Origin of the sequence: Bacillus cereus group sp. BfR-BA-01382 (assembly GCF_022663475.1) — a bacterium.
Lineage (GTDB): Bacteria > Bacillota > Bacilli > Bacillales > Bacillaceae_G > Bacillus_A > Bacillus_A thuringiensis_S.
The window spans coordinates 65,174-86,443 of record NZ_JAKUFQ010000002.1 but is presented as its reverse complement, the minus strand read 5'-3'; the positions used below and the strand labels follow the sequence as shown (position 1 = coordinate 86,443).

Sequence of the window (21,270 nt, the reverse complement as noted above, 5' to 3'; positions counted from 1 at the left end):
GAATCAATGGAATATTATAAGAATATTAAAAAAAATAAAACATTTAATTTATTTATGTTATCATACAAAAAACATTTGTTTTCTCAATTAATCCCCCTAGTTGGATTCGTCTATATTGCACATATTTACAACAGGAAAGACACTAAGAAAAAAAGATTTTGTTGAAGGGATGAAACATTACAAAACTCTTATTTAGGACCTTATGACATCCTCTTTTCTAGCAATATCGAGTTATCCCAAAAAACGTATATTTACTAACATAGATTACAGGTGGTGTATTGTGAAAGAAATAGTATTCGTTCAAAATAAAAAAAGACTCCTTATGAAATTCGAATTTTTAAAAAAGGATTTAGTACTTACCATTTCACTGATACTAGCAATTGTAAGCTGCTTAATACATTCGCCAAAGATCGAATATATTAACTTTGAAGTGTTAATTAGCTTATTTAATCTGATGGTAGCCATTAAGGCCTTGGAACAGCTAAAGATATTAGACAAACTTGCCGTTGCGATTTTAAATAAATGCAATAACAGCAGGTCAATATCTATTATTCTAATTTTGTTATGCTTTATTTGCTCCATGTTTGTAACAAATGATGTTGCTCTCCTCACTTTTGTACCAATAACACTTGTCATTAGTAAAAAAACACAAATGAACATGATGGAGACAATCATCCTGCAGACAATTGCAGCAAACATCGGTAGTAGCTTGATGCCTATGGGAAACCCACAAAATTTATACCTATATTCTTACTATGGAATTAAGCTCATCCCATTTTTAGGTTCAATTCTGCTTTTAGCTGTACTTGGAATTAGTTTATTATTTATATTTACTCAAAAACTTCAAAAAACAGATTTGAAAATAGAACTACCTGTTATTACCGTGAAAAATCGAAAAAAAGCTACCGTCTGGATTTTGATACTTATTACTATCATTGCATCTATTTTTGGTGTTATTAATTATTACATCGCGCTAATAGTCACACTGATAGCAGCATTTACGTTAGATAGAAACTTACTATTTAAGATCGATTACTTTCTTCTAATAACCTTTGTCTGTTTTTTTATTTTTATCGGAAACATTTCCCATTCCGATGCACTGGGGACATTTGCTCGCGCTAATTTAAGAGGAGATACTTCAGTCTTCTTTAGTTCCATATTTTTGAGTCAATTGATTAGCAATTTTCCTACTTCAATTCTTCTATCAAACTTTACTTCTGATTGGAAAGCTTTATTACTAGGAGTAAATATTGGAGGGCTTGGAACAATTATCGCATCTTTAGCCAGTGTAATCTCCTATAAACTATTCATTCAGGCCAATGTTAAAGAGAGTAAGGCATATTTAATTAAATTTAGCATTTACAACTTTTCATTTTTAATCATACTTACATGTATACAATACTTTATCTTTAAATTTCTAAAAATTTTTTAAAAAATTGATTCCTTTAGAAAAACCCAAATTTCTCAGCATTAAATTGAGAAATTTGGGTTTTAATATAGGTATGTTTAAAGAGCTACAACAAAGTTACCATCAATTTAATATTTTGAGATGTTCCCAAAGCGAAAACCTTTTAGCTTTTACGTTATTTAATAGAGTTCGGTTCATTTTTTATGCACTCAGTTATATAATAAATGACTGAATTTATAGGGTAATAACTTTCAATTAATAATAGAAATATAACTTATTACAATGTTATTTCATTTTTGAAGTCCTCTTCACAAAATCTTTAATGTCCCTCAATTTTTTTCCGCTAATATTATCTTTGATCGTTGAATCTATTTCAATTTCTAATTTTGCAAATGCTGCTCCTACACAATTATAGATACTTGATCCAAAAGCAAGATGTCTTGCAGTACCACTAAATGCCTTTTTAATATCAATGTCAGGACGATAAACGGTGAATTTATCAAACCTTTCAAATACGTTAGAGTCACAATTTGTTGCACCAATCATACAGTAGTATCCACATAACTAGTTACATTCTCCTTTTTCTATTGTTAATAGCTTCGTAATAAAAGCTGTTAAACAGCAAAAGTGCGAAGTCTTAAATTAGACTTCGCACCTTATACAAATTTACAATCCGTGACGATACCAACACAAATGCAATACTATATACATAATCACTCATTATATGTGTTGCTCTTTTAATTGGCCAATGTATAAACAAATCCTTTTACTTAGCCATCCTTCATGATTGGCTTGATTGTTTCTAGATACTTAATCCCTCTATACTCATTTCAAGCGGTAATCCATTCCGATGGAAATTACAAATGACAAAATTTATCCGTTTTTCCTACTTGCTAAATTCAGCAAGTAAAATGTTTTTAAAAAATTCCGGGTTATTAATGTTTAAACTGTTCGAATTGATAGCGAGTATATGTTTACCTCCAAGTGTTCCACCAACAAAAGTGGAAAACCCTGGAACGGCCCCCCTGTGTCCCCATACCGAGACACCGTTCGGAAGCTTAATTTCAAGGATTCCAAGACCATATCCGGTTCCCTCTCTATTTGTAGGAACTGTAGTAAGCATTTGTTTTAACTGCTGTTCCTTCAGTAATTTGCCACCTAGTAAGTAAGAGAAGAATTTGCTTAAGTCGTCAGCAGTAGAAATCATATCTCCATCCGAGCTACCTGGGTTAATATAAGTAACGTCTTTTAGCTCACTCGCTCCGTCTAGTTGCAAATAGCCACGGGCATGCTTAGTCCCTGGAATCACGCTTGAATTGCCAGGTAGGAATGTATTTGACAAATCAAGCGGTTCAATAATCCGATTTTCAACCTCTTCGGCATAACTGTTGCCAGTTACTTTTTCAATAAGGATCCCCAGTAATACGTATCCTGTGTTTGAATAAGACCAACCCTTTCCTGGGGCAAAGTCTGGGGGAAGTGAAATCCCCATCTTTACAAATTCTTCAGCCGTATACGATTTTTTTATATCCGTAATATCAAAGTCTTTTGAATTTATATAGTCAGCAATACCACTTGTATGATTCAATATTTGCCGGATAGTAATCTGGTTACCATCATATCCGTTTCCTTGAATCACACCAGGTAACCATTTTTCAATTGAGTCGTCTAGATTCAAACGGTTCTCTCCAGATAATTGAAGTAGAACTGTTGCAATGAACGTTTTCGTCACACTGCCAATGCGAAAGCGAAAATCTGCTTTCATTGGTTTCTTAGTTCTCAAATCCGCTATCCCAGCACTATAACTCCAAGTTTTACCCCCCTTAGAAATTTGAGCGAGTATTCCCGGGTATCCAAGTTGCAGTTCATCTCGCATTGCTTTCTTAACGGAAGTACGATCGCTTTTCGTACTTGTTTGTAACGAACTAGATACATTTTGCGTAGGTTCTGCTTTTACAATTGATGTTGGTGTTATGTATAACAGGGAACTTCCAGCTATTAAAAGTGCTAGACTTGCACATGTAATTTTACTGCGTGTTTTCATAAAGAATTCCTCTCTTCTATTAAAATTGTATAGATAGTTGATAGCAGTGTCATATACGAACCACACAGCTATCCATTCTCCCAATGATGAAAAGGCAACAATGCATTTGCAATCATTGTACTCATTATTTTCACAAAACACTCTTGTTACTGATTGTTATATATAGGCCGTACTTATCCCCCCTTCACGACTCCTTATATTTTTATCCTACACAATGAAAATCTCTTTTTTCTTACCTATTCCTTACAAATTCCTTACATACAAAATCACTTGTACACTAGGGTTGAAGTAGCATCTGTGCCCGAAAGCGCAAAAAACACCGATGCTTTTCGCTTCAGTGTTTTTGCGCTTTACATATTGAAGATTCGTTTTACTCTTAACAGGTTAAACTGCTAATTTTTTCTAATGCGATTATTCTTCTTGCTATATAAAACAAATTTCATTGTGTTATATGAAACACTATGAAATTTGTCATTAAGGCATATTATTCTAAATTTATTGATGTACTTGAGATGGACTCACTTTTTGAATTTGAACAAGTATATCAAACGCTTTACCTAATGATATATCAACAGTTTTTGGTATATCAGGCCCTTCGGTAGTTATTCCAGCGAAAATTGGATGTTGTTCGTGTAACCAAGTTTTTGTCACGCCGTTCGCCTTACGTAAATCAATAAAAAATTGATCTTTTTTGACCTGTCCAAAAATGTAGTTATAACTGTTTGGATCATCCAATTTTAATGTTCCATAGGGGCCAAATTCACCGTCACTATTAATTGGCCACAGTAAGACTTTATTTCAAACCCACAAAAAATAGATTACCTGTACAATAAAAAGTATAGGTAATCTATTTTTTTTGAGATTAATAAAAACCTAATTTATTTTTTGAATTCTTCCATCAATAATAGACTGAATTGGTTCTTTTGATTTTTTTATATAATCTACTAATGCTTCAAAATCAGTTGGTCCTGTTTCAGCATCTTTACCGTTTTTAAAAGATACAAATCCATCTCCACCTGAAGCTAGAAATGCGTTAGCAACGACGCTGTAAGTTTTCGAAGGAATAATTTCTTCTCCATTTGTTAAGCGAATACTTGTTACTTTTTCTCCATTAGGCTTGTTCGCATCCCAAGTGTATTGGATCCCTGAAATTTGAAGCATTCTTGTTATGTCTTTTTGCCATTGTTGATTTAAAATATCACGAATGTCTTGACCTGTTAAATTTACTTTTATTAATTGATTTCCGAATGGTTGAATACCATATATCTCTCCCCATGTAATATCACCAGCATCTAAGTCATTACGAATACCACCAGGATTCATAAGTGCAATTTGGGATTGCATTGTTGCACGCTGGGCATCAGCAACCAAATTTCCGAGAGTAGATTCACCAGCCGTATTGAGTTTGCGATCTAGTGGAGCAATAGACTTACCTACAACTTCATTAACAAGAGGTGCGATTTTTGCTTGATATTTCTCCATCTTCTTCTTTATTTTTTTATCAGGCTCCATGCCTTCATGGTAAGTTGTAACAATTTCTGCTTTTTTCTCAACAATATCTTGTGTCTTACGGTCAATCTTTACATCAACATCAGCAAAAGCCATACCATATGAATTTGCTTGTACGACAAGTTTATTATTAACAGTTCCATTTACATACGTGTGGCTATGCCCACCAAAAATAACATCGACTTCTGGATCAGTCTCATTTGCTAATCGGACGATATCACCATTCGTTACGCCGTTCCCATCTGTTGTACCTCCGTTATGTGCAAGAACAACGATAGATTTAACGCCTAGTTTTTTTAATTGCTTTACGGATTTGTTAATAGCTTCAACTTCATCTGTAATTTCCACATTCTTTAGCATAGTAGGCATAACAAGGTTAGGAACATCCGTTGTTACAACTCCGATAAATCCAACAGGAACTCCTTGTACCTTTTTTATAGTGAATGGTGGTAAAAATAAACGACCGGTGGATTTATTATAGAAATTTGCAGCAACATATGGGAATTTTGCTCCTTTAAAATTCCCTGTTTTCTCATGATATCCACCATAAATAAGGCGGTTCATTTCCGCAACACCTTCATCAAATTCATGATTTCCTATAGTTCCAACATCGAATTTCAAATCATTTAGAAATTCAATCGTAGGTTCGTCTTGTAATAATGCTGAAACAGGAGTACTTGCTCCAACAACATCGCCAGCATGTACCTTTAATGTATTCGGATTTTGTTTTTCACGATCACGTAAATAAGCCCCTAAGTACTCAATTCCCCCTGCATCTTTATTGTTAATTTTTTTTACAGTGTCTAGTTGCCCATGAAAATCGTTAATACCGAGCATTTGCACATCTATGTAGCGGTTTGGTTCTGTACTCGCTTGGATTGAAGGCGCAGCAAATACACTAGTAAAAGTAACTGTACTTAATGCTAAAGCAACTGGAATGATTTTTTTCAACATAAAATTTCTCTCCCCTAATTAAAATCTGACATAATACGATGTTATTTTAATATATTAAGAGAATTATTTCCATAAAAATTCTACCAATTATAAAAATTAATAAGATTTTATTGTTTTCTGACAAGATATTTTTTCCTCAAAAAAATGTATATTTCTTTGTTTTGAGGAAGAAATATTATCTTGATAGTAATATAACAATACTTCTAAGAAATCTAAAAAACTCTAATCAATACATTTTAGCTGTTAAGAAGAATATTCAATCCAAAACTTATGGCGATTTATTAACCTAACATCTCAATATCAATATTTAAAAAGATGCTCCTGGATTTATCCAAGAGCATCTTTTATAAAGCTTTATTTTAACTTATTTATAATGTCTCAATTAACAATTATATAGTTGTAATCAGTCCTTTAAAAATGATAGGAGTGCTTCATTAAATTCTTTAGCATGCGTTGCATTGAGCCCATGTGGACCACCCTTTATTAATGCTACTTTAGAATTAGGAATTGCTTCATGTGTTAATTTCCCACTATATTCATATGGTACAGTTGCATCTGAATCACCATGAATGATAAGGGTAGGTATATTAATCTTGGCTAAATCGCTTCTGAAGTCTGTTTTGCTGAAAGCAGCGATACAATCTAATGTTCCTTTAGGTGATGCACCCGCAGCGATATCCCTATTGTAAAGTCGAAATGGTTCACTAACTAAGTCAGTTCGATCTCCAGCAGCAAAAAAACCTTTCGTAAACTCATCAAGGAATGCTATGCGATCACTTTTCACTCCATTTTCAAATCCTTGAATTGCTACATCATCTAATACACCCTCAGGATGATCTGCTGACTTGTAAAGGAATGGTGGTACAGCTCCGGCAAATACAGCCTTCTCTATTCTATGGGTTCCATATTTCCCAATATACCGGGCTACTTCGCCTCCCCCCATAGAAAAACCAACAAGTGTGACATTTTGAAGCTCTAAATGTTCTAATAGTGGATGTAAATCAGAAGTAAAGGTATCATATTCATACCCTTCCCACGGCTGAGATGATTTTCCAAAGCCTCGACGATCATATGTTATAACTCTGTATCCAGCCTCAACAAGAGCGGGAACTTGATATTCCCAAGATCGACCACTTAACGGCCAACCATGAATGAGTACAACTGGTTTTCCTATACCATGATCCTCATAATATATCTCAATTGGTGCTTGATTTTCGGTTCCTACAGTAATTTTTGCCATTCTCCTACCTCCTTTAATATGTATCCTTTTCTTCAATAATTCGGATGAATCTCATAAGCTATTCATGCACGTTTATGTTGTGAACTCTAAGTATGAAACTCTATTGTTCCAATGCATTTTTTCTCCGTTTGGAACAATCCCCCCTCTAATACCTTTTTCATCATAAAATAATTACTGAACATTACTCATATTCAATTGTAATAACAAAAATAGGTGACTATCAATATTGTTCTATCTATAGGATGTATAGGTAAAACCAATCTATTTTATAGTGAAAACAACTATAGTTACGACCTATACAAATTATAGATAATTTAGAATTGATTAATGAATCAGTTTTCAAATACTATAAATTTGTATAGCACTTCATGTTCTGTGAATGCTGCTATAACCAATATTATTGGTCAGCTTAGTTATAAACGAAGAAACTTATGATAGTATTCGACTATTTAAACTTTCTTCGATTACTTAATTTTTAGGAGGAATACATAATGACTGATCTCTATTCTCGTATTAACAAAGATGATGCTGTCGTGCTTTTAGTAGATCATCAAACTGGTCTTATGTCCGGACTAGTACGTGACTATGGTGTTGATGAATTCAAGAACAATGTTTTAGCTCTTGCTCATACTGCTAAGTTTTTTGATTTACCAGTTATTTTAACAACAAGTTTTGAAAACGGACCTAACGGACCTTTAATGCAAGAATTGGTTGATCTCTTTCCTCATGCACCAAAAATAGCTCGACCTGGACAAATTAACGCATGGGATAATGATGATTTTGTAAAAGCAATCGAAGAAACTGGAAAAAAGCAAATTATCATCGCCGGCGTAGTTACGGACGTTTGTGTTGCTTTCCCTGCACTTTCCGCTATAAAAGCTGGATATGAAGTATTTGCTGTTACTGATGCTTCAGGTACTTTCAATAAACAAGTTGCAGATGCTGCAAATACTCGTATGGCACATAGTGGTGTGCAACTTATGAACTGGTTTAGCGTAGCTTGCGAATTACAACGCGATTGGCGCAACGATGTCGAAGGTTTTGGCAATTTGCTTGCTAGCAATCTTCCAGGCTATCAAAATATAATTGGAAGCTATATGGGCGCACAGCGAGATCTTAGTAAACAAAATGCATAAATGTATTTCAAGGAAATAGCTTTAAATCACTTTTTAAAAAATGGATAGTATACATTTAGTGCTGATTAAATCAGCACTCTCTTTTTAATTAACAGAAAAAACATTATTTTCAATAATATTGATTTTAAACAATTAAAAAAGGAGCGTTTTATTATGAGTAATTTAGAATTGTTAAATCCGGAGAACAGTGCCTTAATTTTGATTGATTTTCAGCCTCAAATGACTTTTGGAGTTGCAAGTATTGATAGACAAACATTGATTAATAACGTTATGCTGCTTGCTAAATCAGCAAAAACTTTTAACGTACCTACTATTCTTACTACAGTTGAAACACGCAGCTTTTCTGGTTATTTTTGGCCGCAAATTCTTGACATATTCCCAAACCATGAAATTATAGAACGCAGTTCAATGAATTCTTGGGAAGATCCAAAATTTGTTGAAGCAGTTAAAGCAACAGGTAGAAAGAAATTAATATTTGCAGCACTTTGGACTGAAGTTTGCCTTGCATTCCCTGTGCTTGAAGCAATTAAAGCTGGCTATGAGGTGTATGCAGTTGATGATGCTTCAGGTGGTACTAGTTTGACAGCACATAACGCTGCTATGCGTCGTGTAGAACAAGCTGGTGCAATTCCAGTGACAGCAATTCAAGTTTTACTTGAATACCAACGTGATTGGGCACACAAAGACACTTATGATGCTGTAATGGAGATTGTAAAAGAACACACTGGCGCTTATGGTCAAGGTGTAGAATACGCATATACTATGGTTCACGGCGCGCTTCCAAGCAGAAAAATATGAAACTAGAAGGAGTAGCTGTCGAAGAGACTCATACAGAGAACACAATGGATGCTGCTAATCCAGTAACAACGATTGTTACATGGGAAATTCAACAGGGTAAAGAAAAACAGTTTGAAACATGGAGACATGAAATTGAGGCTGCGGCTATTAAATTCCCAGGACATTTAGGTGTAAATCTAATAGTCCCAAGTAACGAATCCAGAGAGTATACTGTTATTTTTCGCTTTGATACGTATGAGCATCTACGTGCTTGGCAAGAATCAGATGTTCGCCGGGATTTGTTAAAAACGGCCGAGCAATTTCAAGCCACTAATCCAACTTACAAAACTGAAAGCAGTTTGGCTTATTGGTTTGTTACTCCGAAAACGCCAGTTCCACCGCCAAAATGGAAAATGTCTATCGTTACCCTTTTGGGTGTATGGCCTCTTAGCATGTTAGTTCCTAAATTGATAGGACCTATTATAAAACATATGAATCCTATTATGTCAGCTTTTTTTGTTTCTGTATGTATAGTGTCCTTGCTATCATGGGTAGTCATGCCGATTTTCGGTAAATTATTTCATCCATGGTTACAAAATAATAGAAAGTAGACGAGGTGTGAACATGACTTTACCGGATATGATCTTATATAACGGAAAAATTACTACCCTTGACCCTTCTCAACCTGAGGTATCTGCTATCGCCATAACTGATGGTTTAGTCACTGCAGTAGGTGGAGATGAGCTTCTTAATAGTGCCACGGAAAAAACAAAGAAAATAGACCTTAAAAGAAAGAGAGCTATTCCAGGCCTGAATGACTCTCATATACACGTTATTCGTGGTGGTCTACATTATAATATGGAATTACGTTGGGAAGGCGTGCCATCACTTTTTATTGCTCTAGAAATGCTCAAAGAACAGGCAAGGCGTACACCTGCTCCTCAGTGGGTAAGAGTAGTTGGAGGTTGGTCTGAATTTCAATTTAAAGAGAGACGGTTGCCAACTTTGGAAGAAATTAATGCCGTTTCTGAACACACTCCTGTCTTTGTGCTACATCTTTACGATAGAGCACTTGTAAATCGTGCAGGGCTGCATGCACTGGGATATACGAAAGATACACCAGACCCTCCAGGCTGCTTAATTGAGCGGGATAAACGAGGTAATCCAACAGGCCTTTTAATTGCGAATCCTAACGCTTCTATTCTTTATTCAAGTTTGGGTAAAGCACCAGTACTTAATTTTGACGACCAGATTAACTCAACTCGCCATTTTATGCGCGAATTAAATAGATTAGGTATTACAAGTGCTATTGACGCAGGTGGTGGATTCCAAAATTATCCGGATGATTACAAAGTTGTTGAACATTTAGCCGAGAAGGAACAATTAACTTTGCGTATTGCTTATAATCTATTTACGCAAAATCCAAATCATGAATATGAAGACTTTGCTTCATGGGCAAAAATTGTTTCTCCAGGTCAAGGAAGTGATAAGTATAAAATGAATGGTGCCGGAGAGATGTTAGTATTCTCAGCAGCCGATTTTGAAAAATTTCAAATGCCACGGCCTGAACTAGCTACGATGATGGAAGCTGACTTAAAGAAAGTAATTTCTCTATTGGTGGAAAACCGTTGGCCCTTCCGTTTACATGCAACTTATGATGAGTCAATCACACGTTTCTTAAATGTATTTGAGGAAGTTAACAGTGAAATTCCTTTTAATGGTCTACGATGGTGGTTTGACCATGCAGAAACAATCTCAGATCGTAGTATGGAACGTGTTAAGGCTTTAAATGGCGGTATTGCCATCCAAGACCGCATGGCTTTTCAAGGTGAATACTTTGTTGATTTATACGGAAAGGAAGCTGCAAAGCGTACTCCTCCGATTTATCGTATGTTAGACCTTGGTATACCTGTTGGCGCCGGTAGTGATGCAACTAGGGTTTCCAGCTATAACCCTTGGGTTGCCCTTTACTGGATGGTTGCCGGAAAAACCATTGGTGGGCTTTCCATATACGATGAAAAAAATAAACTTGATAGAAAAGTAGCCCTGGAATTATATTCAAAAGGAAGTGCGTGGTTCTCTGATGATGAAGGTAAAAAGGGAACCCTGGCAGTAGGTCAGTTTGCTGATCTTGCTGTATTGTCTGCTGACTACTTTACTGTGCCAGAAGAAGAAATCAAAAACCTTGAATCATTACTCACCATTATGGGTGGGCAGGTTGTTTATGGAAATGATGAATTTAAAAATTTATCACCTGAATTGCCGCCAGCATCACCTGATTGGTCACCGACGGGCGTTTATGGTTATGGTGGTGCTAACCTAGCCAACACTATACTTTCCCACGATTCCCATGATAACAAGTTACATAGTTGCAGTAACCCTCTCCATCAACACACTCATACCGTAATAGGAAAAGATGGAACTACATGGGGTATCGGTTGTACTTGCTTTGCTTTCTAAGTCAAAACCACCGGTATAATGCCGGTGGTTTTCTTTCTGCAATAAGGGTATGTAGATTCGAAATAGCATTTTATATCCCTACATGGAATGTGTTACTATGCGATAAGACCGAAGAATTGATTGATTAACTTAACTTGTTTTTGATAGCCTTCTCTCCTTGCAAAGTCTGTCCTTTTTTCCTTAATTAAAAGTCAATGGTATCCCCCTCTTGATCGACTACACCACACATATAAATCCACTGCCCTTTGACTTTAATATAGATCTTAATTTTTCAATTGTTACACTAGAATCATTATTATTTCTATTACACTGATACTTTTTGCGAATCATTTAACTTCTGCATAAAGATACGTGCTGCAAAACTTAAAAATTTATCATCAAAGTGAATAAGATTAATATCTTGGCTTGGTGTTGGATCAGTAATATGAACTATGCTCAAAGTATCATTATTAACAAAGTTAACCAGTGAAAGAGGTATTATGGCAACCCCATGTCCATTGTATACAAGGCTCAATAGAGAAATAGAAGATTTTGTTTCTATATTTGCTTCAGATAAAGATAACCCTAAACTCTCACAATATATCTTAATAGATTCACGACAACTACATGAAACCATTATTCTACTCAGCCCTACTAATTCTCGAAAAGAAACAAATGATTTTTCATTCAAAGGATGATTTTTTGGAATTACAAGGACGAGCTCTTCACTATACAAAAGGGTGCTTGTTAATATGTCTGGAATTTGAGCACTACGTGTAATCCCGAAATCAATATTTTTGTCAACGATTTGATTTACAGCAACTTCGGATTCTATAATCTTTACTACAATGTTGGGATAATGTTGTTGAAACTTCATAATATAAGGTGTTAAATAAGTGAGATCCTCTAATAAACCTCCTATAGTAATCACACCTCTTTTTACACCCTTTAATTCAAAAATTTCATTATACACGTCATCAAATTGTTGCATGATAAATTTTCCTTTATCAAATAGCAGCTTACCCGCTTCTGTCATTTTGATACCTCTTCCAACTCGATGAAACAAGGGTGTATCAAGTTCCCCTTCTAAAACACGGATTTGTTGACTTAAAGTCGGCTGTGAAATACCTAGAACTTCCGCAGCTTTAGTGAAACTATTATTATTACAAACTTGAATAAAATACTCTAAATGACGTAATTCCATTCTTGATACCCACTCTCCGCTTTATGAAAGATTTATAATTTAAAGGACGATATGTATACGTTAACATAACAACTTTATTTCATGCTATACCAATTGAAATTACATGGTTTATTCATTTTGTATTATAATAAATTTACTACCATTTATTAATTTTTCCTCCTATTTATTTAAATTAGATTTAATTAGGACATTACTAATTCGAGATATATTTCTAAAAATTTATAGTTCGAGTGCATAATACCCTAATTTTTTCAACTTTTCGATTATCATTTTTTTCTCAATATAGTCCAAACCACCAAATATATGCCGAATCGCCTCTTTATGCTGAGGAAAAATACTATCCATTAACTGAATACCATCTGAAGTAATTGACGCATACGTGACACGGCGGTCTTTTGGACATGGTTTTCGTATTAAGAACCTCTTCTTTTCCAACTTATCCACTACATACGTGATACTACTACTTGCAAGTAATATTTTCCCTCCAATTTTTTGTATAGGCTGATCGCCTTTACTATATAGTAGCTCAAGCACTGCAAATTCAGTTGGATTAAGTCCATAACTTTTTATATCCTCTTCAATACGCTTAGTAATTGCCTGTGCTGCCCTTGATAATGTAACAAATAACTTTAAAGATAAGCTCTCATCATTAATCACACTCATAATTACCAATCCTTTACAAGTTATCTTGAATTCGAGATTTATTATATTATCGTCGAAATATTATGTCAATAATTCATTTTAGTTTTATTAAGCCCCTTATCATTTATTTCTCAACATAAGAAATATGGAATTAGAAGAAAAAATTGTTAATATATAAGTATCTCAATTACGTTATTTCTTTTAAAGAGAGCTTGTATTCTAACGCAAGTTCTCCTTTTTTATATTCTAAATTGAATCCGGACAAAGTTCACATATTGAGTCTGCCCATGTATATGCTATAGTTTTTAAACAAAGATTAGAGCCCTCCTACAAGAAGGAGAGCTCTAATCTTTCATATAAATATTCACAATTTTTATCATTGCGGGGACATCAAAACTTTAACTTGATAGGGATATGGCACTACCCCAATTAATAAATATTATTAACTATATATCTATCATATTTTTTATAAACAGGACTAATTAGATTTAAAAAAAGATTTCTTTTTCTTTACTCGTAATAAATCACCTGTCCACCCTTTGAATCGCATATACATATACATACCTACCGTTGTGAAAATAATAAATAAGAGAGCGATTAAATAGCTATATTTCCATTCTAGTTCAGGCATGTATTTAAAATTCATTCCCCATAATGCTCCTAAAGCTGTCAAAGGCGTACTCACAGCAGTTAATACAGTAAGAGCTTTCATAATTTCATTCCCACGATGAGAAGAAACAACTTCTTGTAAATGAATCATCGTGTCTAATTCTTCTTGGTACTCTTTAACAAGTTGTAATCCACGCTCTAATTTTACGTGTGTTTGTTTATAACAAAGGGTGTTTGTTAAGTTTTCTAACCAAGCTTCCTCCAAGCCTTGTAACACTTCCTGTATTAAGCGAAACACATGTGTGTTCATAAATAATTCATGACGAATATGATAAATTCTTTCTAAAACTGCTATGTTATTATGATGATAAAAATCCCATAATACATTTCTGAAATTGTTTTCAAAATAGTCAACCTTTCGTAAATAGTGAGATATAAATATTGATAAGATAGCACATACTCCTTCAGCGGAACTATTACAATTTTTTATACCCATAGGGAAATTATGTATTAATTTTTGGAAATCCTCTTCCTCTTTTTCCTGAACTGTTATCAGTATTCCATGAGCTACGAAATAATGAAGAAATTTTTGAATTTTGGCGTCCTTTTTATCTTGATCATATAAAAACGAACCATATACACAAGTTTGACTTGGTGATAACGTATAAACATATAATCCATTTTCACAAGGAGAACTTATTTTCTTTACAAATTGAGAGAAATAAGATGTTACATCACGAGGGATTATAGAAGAAAGTTTTTCAAGCTCACTAGTTTTCACATGATACCAACTCCATTTCGTCATTTTTATGCATTCCATATTATTCTTCCTTTCTAAATAGTTTTATGTTTGATCGAATCATATCCGTAATACGAAATTTGTATGTAGGTATTCATGTCTTGGAGGAAAAGTTTTTAAATCATCTAAATTACAAAATAAATGACATAGGAGGTCTTATTCTTTTAAAAGGAAGACCCCCTATATATTAGTTATTTTTATTTTCAATTTTAAACATTTCCTCTATACAAGCACTTTTTATCTTTTCTTATAAAGAATTTATTATATGTGGAAAAGAAGCTACATAATTTGGCACGTCTATTCAATGAACTCCATTTCAGTCGTTATTATAATTTGGATTCATATGCAGATTGATTGGTGATGTCCTCAAATACTTGACTTCCAATAATATAGTATCCATGAAGCGCGGCCTCTTTTGAAGCGTCTACCATACGGAAAGAAGCAATTTCACCTTGCATTTTTTCAATTCGTTTTTTGTGGATATCTACTATTCCTCCGGTCCAAATAATAGTATCATACTGGTCTAACTTAAATTGTTCTTGTAATACACGCATGACGTCTTGGAAGTGTGCATCCAACTCTTTTTGAATTAAAATATCCACCTGACTTGTCTCATAATTTTCGTCTCGATCTCCATATCCTTTTTCTAATATTTTTGGCATGTCGTTAATATGCAATTGATTACTTTCACCCGCATGATTCTGCAGGATATTCTTAATATTTTTCAAAGGCTTGCTACATCCTAGTTCCGTCTCATAATGATTTAAAATGAGATTCTGTTTCATATCTGCCATTTCTAATGTACGAAATCCACCATCAATAATTAAGATGCGATCTTGTTCCTGAATAATTCCCTCTTTTAAGAAATAGGCATGTAAAGCGACTGGTTGCTGAAGAATCAAAGCATTTTCCACCGTAATATTAATAAATTTCCCATCAATTTGCACGGAAGTTTCTTTTTTTAGTGCATGTTGTAATTGCTCGTGCTGACTACCAAAACAAGTGACTGGAAGCCCGGTAACAACTAAAGGTAACACGACATTTTCTTTATAATCCTTTGCAATGCAACCAAATATTTGTTGTTTAAAACGTTCGCTTTCATAATAATTTTCTATTTCTTCATTAAATGGAGGAAGCAATGAAGCGTCAGATTGATGTGCTTCATTTCCCATGTAGTATGCAAAGTCTAAGTCTATAAAACTCACCTTTGTTAAATCTTCACTGTCAGTATGATTAGGTACAGGGGCTAGTGTGGAAGCTTCACTCTTAATCGTCATCTCAGAATCTACATCCTGTCGATATGCCCGCTTGGTAAAGCCAATTCCTACATCAATTGCATACAGAGATTTCATACTTTTTTCCTCACTTTCTCTTTTAAGAATTAAATCTAGGCACTCTCTTCTTTCTCTTCTTTCCCTTCTTTCACATATTTCTTTTCATTTTCCGTTTTTTCTCCGTCTAGGTTCCTACTATTTTCATTTATTTCGTAATCCTTTTCATCTTTTTTCTTTTTGTTACTTTCGTTTTCTGTTAAGTCTTTAATGGTAGAAATGACAACTGGTGTGGCTGTAAGCAATTGTGGTAATGTTTGTTTTGCAACATTAGCTGCAGTTGCAGAGAATTGTTTACTTGTCTCAGTTACCTTCTCCAATGTTTCCTTTATGTTTCCTTCTTGTAGTTTTTCTTTTACGCTTTTTCCTTTTGTTTGTATAGCTTTCCGATTTTCTTTTTTTAATAGGGAGACGATGACTCCGGTCGTAATCCCAATCACAGCATATTTAAATATTGTATGTTTCATTTTTCTCACCCTTCTCTACTTTTATTTTCTTCAATGCTACAACTTAAAATAATTACCTTACCTATTGCAATCTATTAGAGAGAATGATAGGTTTGCGACTTCCTATCACTCGCCATTGGTGTTTCAGCTGTTACTAGGAGTAAAATCCTCCCTTGATCTAGCTTTTCTTCATATAAGTTAGCTTCCTCCTTCGACAATCCCATTTCTTCCATTTGATTTCGAAGTTCGTCCCCTTTTTTGGAGAAAAAGTTGATAATACTTGTTCCCAATCCTTGTTCTTTTACTCCAATCGTATTTGTGTTTGTATCATCCGCAATCTTTTTTGTTAGATGTTTTTCATGTGTTAAGACATACATGTCATCTTGGTGAATCCCTTGCAATTCTAGCTCTTTTACTTTCATAACTACTTCCTGTTCATTTTCATATTCATGAACCACCGGTTTTCTTTCATTCTTGTGCATTGTATTTTTCCTCCTTTAAATTTTTTATTTTTTTATTTAGTTGTTATGTAATATGTAATACACCTATTTTAAAGATGTTAAACCTAAATTTTCAAAAAATTTCATAAAATAAGTTATAAATGTTTTTGAATATCACAGCGATGTCACGAGAAGTTTGCTTTGATAAAAGTGCTACAAATAACGATTTGTTTGGAAGGCAAGCCCATTGTTTTATAGAAAATTTCTATTTAGAAAAAGTTACAAAAGGAGTACAAGATATTTTTTTCGTTAATTAAATCCTAGGAAAATAAAAAAGCACTCTTTTTAAAAGAGTGCTAAAAAACATATAACCTAATAATGTTTCTAGTTTGATTACAGAAAGAAAGTCTTTATTAAAACATATAGTTGCTAATTTAATTGCGATCTTCCTTGCACCCAAGCAGCAATGTCATTTATAACATACTCAGGGATATTAGCAGGACTATAATATTCATCCGGTTTACTTATTTCTCCATCACCTTCTGTAAAGAAATGATTTAACTTCGGATATAGTCGATAATCGACGTTATCTCGTTCTTTTAATTGTTCTTTCCAAAGAGGAATTTCGATTTTTGATTGAACTTGATAGTCTCTTTCCCCTTGAATAATAAGAAGCGGTGTCTTTTGTTCTTTTGACATTTCGGCTGCTTTAATTTTTCGGATAGAATCCCAAAATATTGCTGATCCTAAGTAAAAATCTTTTGGGGGATTCTGACTAGAGAAATTTGGATCATTTAATAATTCAAATTGTGCTTTGTAGAATTTATATTCATCTAGATTCATTGCTCCAATAGAAAAAAGGTACTCAAATTGATCTAAAACAACGTCTTGGATCGTACGAGCTGGCCCACCCATTACAATTGCCCCAGCAATATTATTATTTTGGTCTTTTTCAATCATTTTCGGAAGCATCATTCCACCTTGACTATGACCAAGAATATATATTTGATTCTTATTTATTAGAGGCTCATTTTTAAGAAATTGAGTTACAAAAAGAGCATCATCTGTTGTCTCTTTATCAACTGTATAAAAGGGACTAAATTGTGTTTTCAACCCATGTTCATAAGTTCTTTTATTATAGCGAAGAACAGCAATTCCCTTCGATGCAAGACCTTCAGCTAAATCGCGAAATGGTTTTAAAGCAAACGCTGTTTCATCCTGATCGGTTGCTCCTGATCCTTGAACAAGAATAACCGCTGGAAAAGGACCCTTTCCTTTTGGAACCGACAATGTTCCTGGTAATGGAAATGCACCACTTCCAACTACTACTTCTTTATCAACAAATGATTCAGGCTTACTATATGATGGACGCTCTGCAACAGGACTAAACGACATGCTTAGTTGAAAATCGTCTATTTTTCCAGATGGATCTAGTTTAATTAGTAAAGGTACAGTCATTTTTTCAAAAACTAATTGAATCTCCACATTTGTATGAACAGGATTTGTCTCTTTTTGTGTAACCTCTCCAATTTCTATAAAAGAACCTGCTTGTAATTGTACTGGGAGTCCCTCCCAATAGCTCTTCAGCCATTCTTCGGATATTATTTTCTGTAATGACCTTGAGGTTAAATCAAATGCAGATTTATAATCTTCACTATTCATATGACGAATAAATGAAAGAGTAGTAGATATAATAGGATTTTCATCATCACTATTGTCTACTTTTTTTATAGTTGTGTTTGCTTCCTTTAATTTCGAAATAAATTGATGGTTAAACGGATAATTATATGTATCAGGATATAAGCTTGTTTTCAATACTTCCGTATTCCGTCCCTCATACAAACTTGAAGAACTCGTAAAATTTTCAGGTAAAATTACTTCCTCCGCATATGAGACTGAGGGAATTGTTATTGAAAAAATCGCACTAACAAGTAATAACTTATTACTTGTTCTTCTTTTCTTACCCATACTTATTGATTCTCCTTTCAAAATTTAAAATTTCTAATACAGTATGCCAACTATAAGGAAAATAAAAATTATCAAAGAGATTAATAATCTATTTTACGATCCCCCCTAACTAATTAAAAATCTATCATTAACAAACTTCAATAAAAAATGCCCTCCCCCTCTTTTTTTATTGTTGGATTTTCCAAGGACTTAGAAGCACAGCACTAATTTACATGTAAATGACCCATGAGATTCTCTGTTTCAAAAGAAAAAAGCACCCCACTAGATGCTTTCTTTAATTGTTCTCACTCTCATTTATTTAGTTAATTCTCTTATTACTGTAAAATAAATTTATTCTATTTCCTAAATCTCACTTATTTCTTAATTCACTCATACCAATATAAAACCTAATAACCTATCCTCAAAAAATAAAGAAAACAGGTTATTTGGCTATTCATTCCGTAAGCTTACTGCTCAAGTTAGTCTTTTTTCACACGGTTAAACTTTATTAAGAAAACCTTAAGGAATTTCCCTCTATATTTATAAGAATTTTTTTCTATACTGAATCATGTAAATGAACAAGAGGAGAAACGATCATGAAGAAATTTGTAATTTGCATACTAGGAATAGGCCTCCCTATATACTTACTACCTTTCATATTACGCGGAGATTTAGACAGATTTAATCCGATTGCTGAAGAAAAGAATGTATATGCCGTTGCGAAAGGATATGGTGTTCCAGATTATCATCATAAAGGAAGAGCTATGTACTCACTAAAAGGTGTTGATGAATTAAGCAATGAAAAAGAATATAAAGTTGGAACGAACACGCCTAATGATTTTACAAGAAAAATTTACTTAAAAATTCATGTGAAAGGTAAGTATGTCTATTCCTACGATATTATTTCTGAAAAGGACATTCCAGAGAAAATAAGGGGACAATTGGAGATAGCAAAGAAATAAAAGAGCCAATTCGTACGAGTTGGCTCTTTATTATCGCTCCCATCTACCGTTTGGAGAATTCTTTCGATCGATTTATTAAGTTCGTTATCATTGTTTTAACAACCATTCTTCAATTACTTTAACTGTTTCATCCCGTTGTGCTTTTGACGTAATTAAGCTTGCATTATCACCTTTTTGCTCACCATACATGCCAAAATGAGCATGGTTTCCGCCTTTTATCATGTGCATAGTTGTATTCTTTGACATTAACTTTTTATTGTTCTCTATTTTTTCTACAGTTGCTAAAGCATCTACTTCTCCATAAATAGATAACATTGGAATCGATTTTGTAGAGAAATCATCTGCAGGATAAGAGCCTAAGAAAATGATCCCATCTACCTTGTCTTCATTCTGAAAGGCATACTTAGAAATCATAGCTCCGCCCATTGAATGTCCAGCAACGTACCATTTTTGAACTTCAGGGTACTGTTCAATTACACTATCTACCGCATTGATTCCAAGTATCGCTAAGTTTAATGGTAACTTAGGCATTACTACAAAATGCCCATCTTTTGCAAGAGCTTCTCCTAAGTAACTATAAGCTTCAGCTTCTACTTTAGCACCTTGATAAAAAACAACCCCTATTTTAGCATCTTTCTGTCCAAAAACTATATTATCTTCATCTTTTTTATCATTCACTAACGACAAAGCCTCTTTCGTTGGTTTGTAAGTAAACTGGGACCAAGTAAAAAAAGTAATACTCCCTATAAGTAAAATACCAAGTAAAGAGTACAGAACAATTTTCATCCATTTCTTCATATGTATGACCTCCCTAAGATGTATATATTCTATACTTTAGATTATCATTAATAAACATAAAAACTCGAGCATTTTTATTGTGCTCAAGTTTTCATTTACGTCTTTAATTTATACTATAAATTGTCCAAGATAAATATGTAGCAAATGCAGACCATAAAAAATATGGAATTAGCAACCCTGTCGATACTTTAGATAAATTGGAAGAAAACATAATGAGAAGTAACGTAGTAATAGCGACTAGTAAACAGTCTACTGTTGCTAAAAACAAATTTTTTTGAATGAATTGAAAGTAGCTGAACGCTTGATTGCACATATAATTTAAAAGGAATACAAACCAAAATGTTTTTGGCTTGAATCCATAGTTGTTGTAAATAATTGCAACTGATAATGCAATAAGTCCAAATAATACAGCCCATATCATTCCGATTGTCATACCAGGAGGTGTCCAAGACGGCTTTTCTAACGCATCATACCAAGTACGATCAATAGGGAATAAAACACTAGAAACATAAAACAAACCATATGTTAGTAAAAATACTATAATACTAGATTTTTTCATAAACATTCTCCTTTTTACTAGAAGAT

20 protein-coding genes and 1 pseudogene are annotated in these 21,270 nt (G+C 33.8%); 7 read left to right on the top strand and 14 right to left on the bottom strand.

Annotated elements, in window-relative coordinates:
* The first annotated feature begins 280 nt into the window (after positions 1 to 280).
* Entirely contained in the window at positions 281 to 1,432 is a 1,152-nt protein-coding gene (locus tag MR160_RS01365; protein WP_000659290.1) for an anion transporter, read from the top strand.
* A gap of 261 nt (positions 1,433 to 1,693) precedes the next feature.
* On the opposite strand, the gene MR160_RS01360 is transcribed toward MR160_RS01365, so the two are convergent.
* The 5 genes and pseudogenes from MR160_RS01360 to MR160_RS01340 all read right to left on the bottom strand — a co-directional run bounded on the left by MR160_RS01360 (position 1,694) and on the right by MR160_RS01340 (position 7,155).
* A complete protein-coding gene (locus tag MR160_RS01360) occupies positions 1,694 to 1,954 on the bottom strand; it encodes a hypothetical protein (RefSeq protein ID WP_000578627.1) in 261 nt (86 codons plus the stop codon).
* Between the two features lie 340 nt (positions 1,955 to 2,294).
* Positions 2,295 to 3,518: a serine hydrolase domain-containing protein gene (locus tag MR160_RS01355; protein ID WP_015945838.1), complete on the bottom strand. Its 1,224-nt coding sequence runs from the start codon at positions 3,516 to 3,518 to the stop codon at positions 2,295 to 2,297.
* A gap of 429 nt (positions 3,519 to 3,947) precedes the next feature.
* Positions 3,948 to 4,226: pseudogene (locus MR160_RS01350) on the bottom strand (erythromycin esterase family protein); the annotation flags it as partial.
* A gap of 99 nt (positions 4,227 to 4,325) precedes the next feature.
* Entirely contained in the window at positions 4,326 to 5,915 is a 1,590-nt protein-coding gene (locus MR160_RS01345) for a bifunctional metallophosphatase/5'-nucleotidase (RefSeq protein ID WP_044783657.1), read from the bottom strand.
* Between the two features lie 403 nt (positions 5,916 to 6,318).
* Complete coding sequence (locus tag MR160_RS01340; RefSeq protein WP_242297036.1) at positions 6,319 to 7,155, bottom strand: alpha/beta fold hydrolase; 837 nt, start codon at positions 7,153 to 7,155, stop codon at positions 6,319 to 6,321.
* Positions 7,156 to 7,646: 491 nt separating this feature from the next.
* Between MR160_RS01340 and ycaC the strand changes: the two genes are divergently transcribed.
* The 4 genes from ycaC to MR160_RS01320 all read left to right on the top strand — a co-directional run bounded on the left by ycaC (position 7,647) and on the right by MR160_RS01320 (position 11,528).
* Entirely contained in the window at positions 7,647 to 8,291 is a 645-nt protein-coding gene (gene ycaC, locus MR160_RS01335; protein ID WP_000131212.1) for an isochorismate family cysteine hydrolase YcaC, read from the top strand.
* Between the two features lie 153 nt (positions 8,292 to 8,444).
* Positions 8,445 to 9,089, top strand: coding sequence for a hydrolase (locus tag MR160_RS01330; protein WP_000067162.1), 645 nt, complete (start codon positions 8,445 to 8,447; stop codon positions 9,087 to 9,089).
* Positions 9,086 to 9,679, top strand: coding sequence for an antibiotic biosynthesis monooxygenase (locus MR160_RS01325; protein ID WP_063675511.1), 594 nt, complete (start codon positions 9,086 to 9,088; stop codon positions 9,677 to 9,679). Before MR160_RS01330 ends, MR160_RS01325 begins: the two co-directional genes overlap by 4 nt.
* Before the next feature lie 13 nt (positions 9,680 to 9,692).
* Positions 9,693 to 11,528, top strand: coding sequence for an amidohydrolase (locus MR160_RS01320; RefSeq protein WP_000174494.1), 1,836 nt, complete (start codon positions 9,693 to 9,695; stop codon positions 11,526 to 11,528).
* Positions 11,529 to 11,832: 304 nt separating this feature from the next.
* On the opposite strand, the gene MR160_RS01315 is transcribed toward MR160_RS01320, so the two are convergent.
* The 6 genes from MR160_RS01315 to MR160_RS01290 all read right to left on the bottom strand — a co-directional run bounded on the left by MR160_RS01315 (position 11,833) and on the right by MR160_RS01290 (position 17,020).
* A complete protein-coding gene (locus MR160_RS01315) occupies positions 11,833 to 12,711 on the bottom strand; it encodes a LysR family transcriptional regulator (protein ID WP_242297035.1) in 879 nt (292 codons plus the stop codon).
* Positions 12,712 to 12,930: 219 nt separating this feature from the next.
* A complete protein-coding gene (locus tag MR160_RS01310; RefSeq protein WP_000111431.1) occupies positions 12,931 to 13,374 on the bottom strand; it encodes a MarR family winged helix-turn-helix transcriptional regulator in 444 nt (147 codons plus the stop codon).
* Between the two features lie 457 nt (positions 13,375 to 13,831).
* Positions 13,832 to 14,782, bottom strand: a complete 951-nt coding sequence (locus MR160_RS01305) for a magnesium transporter CorA family protein (RefSeq protein ID WP_000388934.1) — start codon at positions 14,780 to 14,782, stop codon at positions 13,832 to 13,834.
* 305 nt (positions 14,783 to 15,087) lie between these two features.
* Positions 15,088 to 16,113, bottom strand: coding sequence for a ParM/StbA family protein (locus tag MR160_RS01300; RefSeq protein ID WP_000839446.1), 1,026 nt, complete (start codon positions 16,111 to 16,113; stop codon positions 15,088 to 15,090).
* 35 nt (positions 16,114 to 16,148) lie between these two features.
* The gene (locus MR160_RS01295) at positions 16,149 to 16,559 is read right to left on the bottom strand and encodes a hypothetical protein (protein ID WP_000683212.1); all 411 of its coding nucleotides are present in this window, start codon (positions 16,557 to 16,559) and stop codon (positions 16,149 to 16,151) included.
* 74 nt (positions 16,560 to 16,633) lie between these two features.
* Positions 16,634 to 17,020 carry a YflT domain-containing protein gene (locus tag MR160_RS01290; RefSeq protein WP_000549431.1) on the bottom strand — a complete coding sequence of 129 codons (387 nt, stop codon included), beginning with the start codon at positions 17,018 to 17,020 and terminating at the stop codon, positions 16,634 to 16,636.
* Positions 17,021 to 17,139: 119 nt separating this feature from the next.
* On the opposite strand from MR160_RS01290, the gene MR160_RS01285 reads away from it, so the two are divergent.
* Positions 17,140 to 17,295 (top strand): acyl dehydratase, encoded by a 156-nt coding sequence (locus MR160_RS01285; protein ID WP_074789697.1) that lies wholly within the window; start codon positions 17,140 to 17,142, stop codon positions 17,293 to 17,295.
* Positions 17,296 to 17,407: 112 nt separating this feature from the next.
* Here MR160_RS01285 and MR160_RS01280 read toward each other — a convergent pair whose 3' ends face one another.
* On the bottom strand, positions 17,408 to 18,946 hold the full coding sequence (locus tag MR160_RS01280; RefSeq protein WP_000516868.1) for an alpha/beta hydrolase: 1,539 nt from the start codon (positions 18,944 to 18,946) through the stop codon (positions 17,408 to 17,410).
* A 575-nt stretch (positions 18,947 to 19,521) separates the two neighbouring features.
* Between MR160_RS01280 and MR160_RS01275 the strand changes: the two genes are divergently transcribed.
* Positions 19,522 to 19,887 carry a YxeA family protein gene (locus MR160_RS01275; protein WP_000714889.1) on the top strand — a complete coding sequence of 122 codons (366 nt, stop codon included), beginning with the start codon at positions 19,522 to 19,524 and terminating at the stop codon, positions 19,885 to 19,887.
* Between the two features lie 87 nt (positions 19,888 to 19,974).
* Here MR160_RS01275 and MR160_RS01270 read toward each other — a convergent pair whose 3' ends face one another.
* Together MR160_RS01270 and MR160_RS01265 are read right to left on the bottom strand one after the other, a co-directional pair.
* Complete coding sequence (locus MR160_RS01270) at positions 19,975 to 20,685, bottom strand: alpha/beta hydrolase (RefSeq protein ID WP_000759149.1); 711 nt, start codon at positions 20,683 to 20,685, stop codon at positions 19,975 to 19,977.
* A 103-nt stretch (positions 20,686 to 20,788) separates the two neighbouring features.
* Positions 20,789 to 21,244, bottom strand: a complete 456-nt coding sequence (locus MR160_RS01265; protein WP_242297034.1) for a TspO/MBR family protein — start codon at positions 21,242 to 21,244, stop codon at positions 20,789 to 20,791.
* Positions 21,245 to 21,270 lie beyond the last annotated feature (26 nt).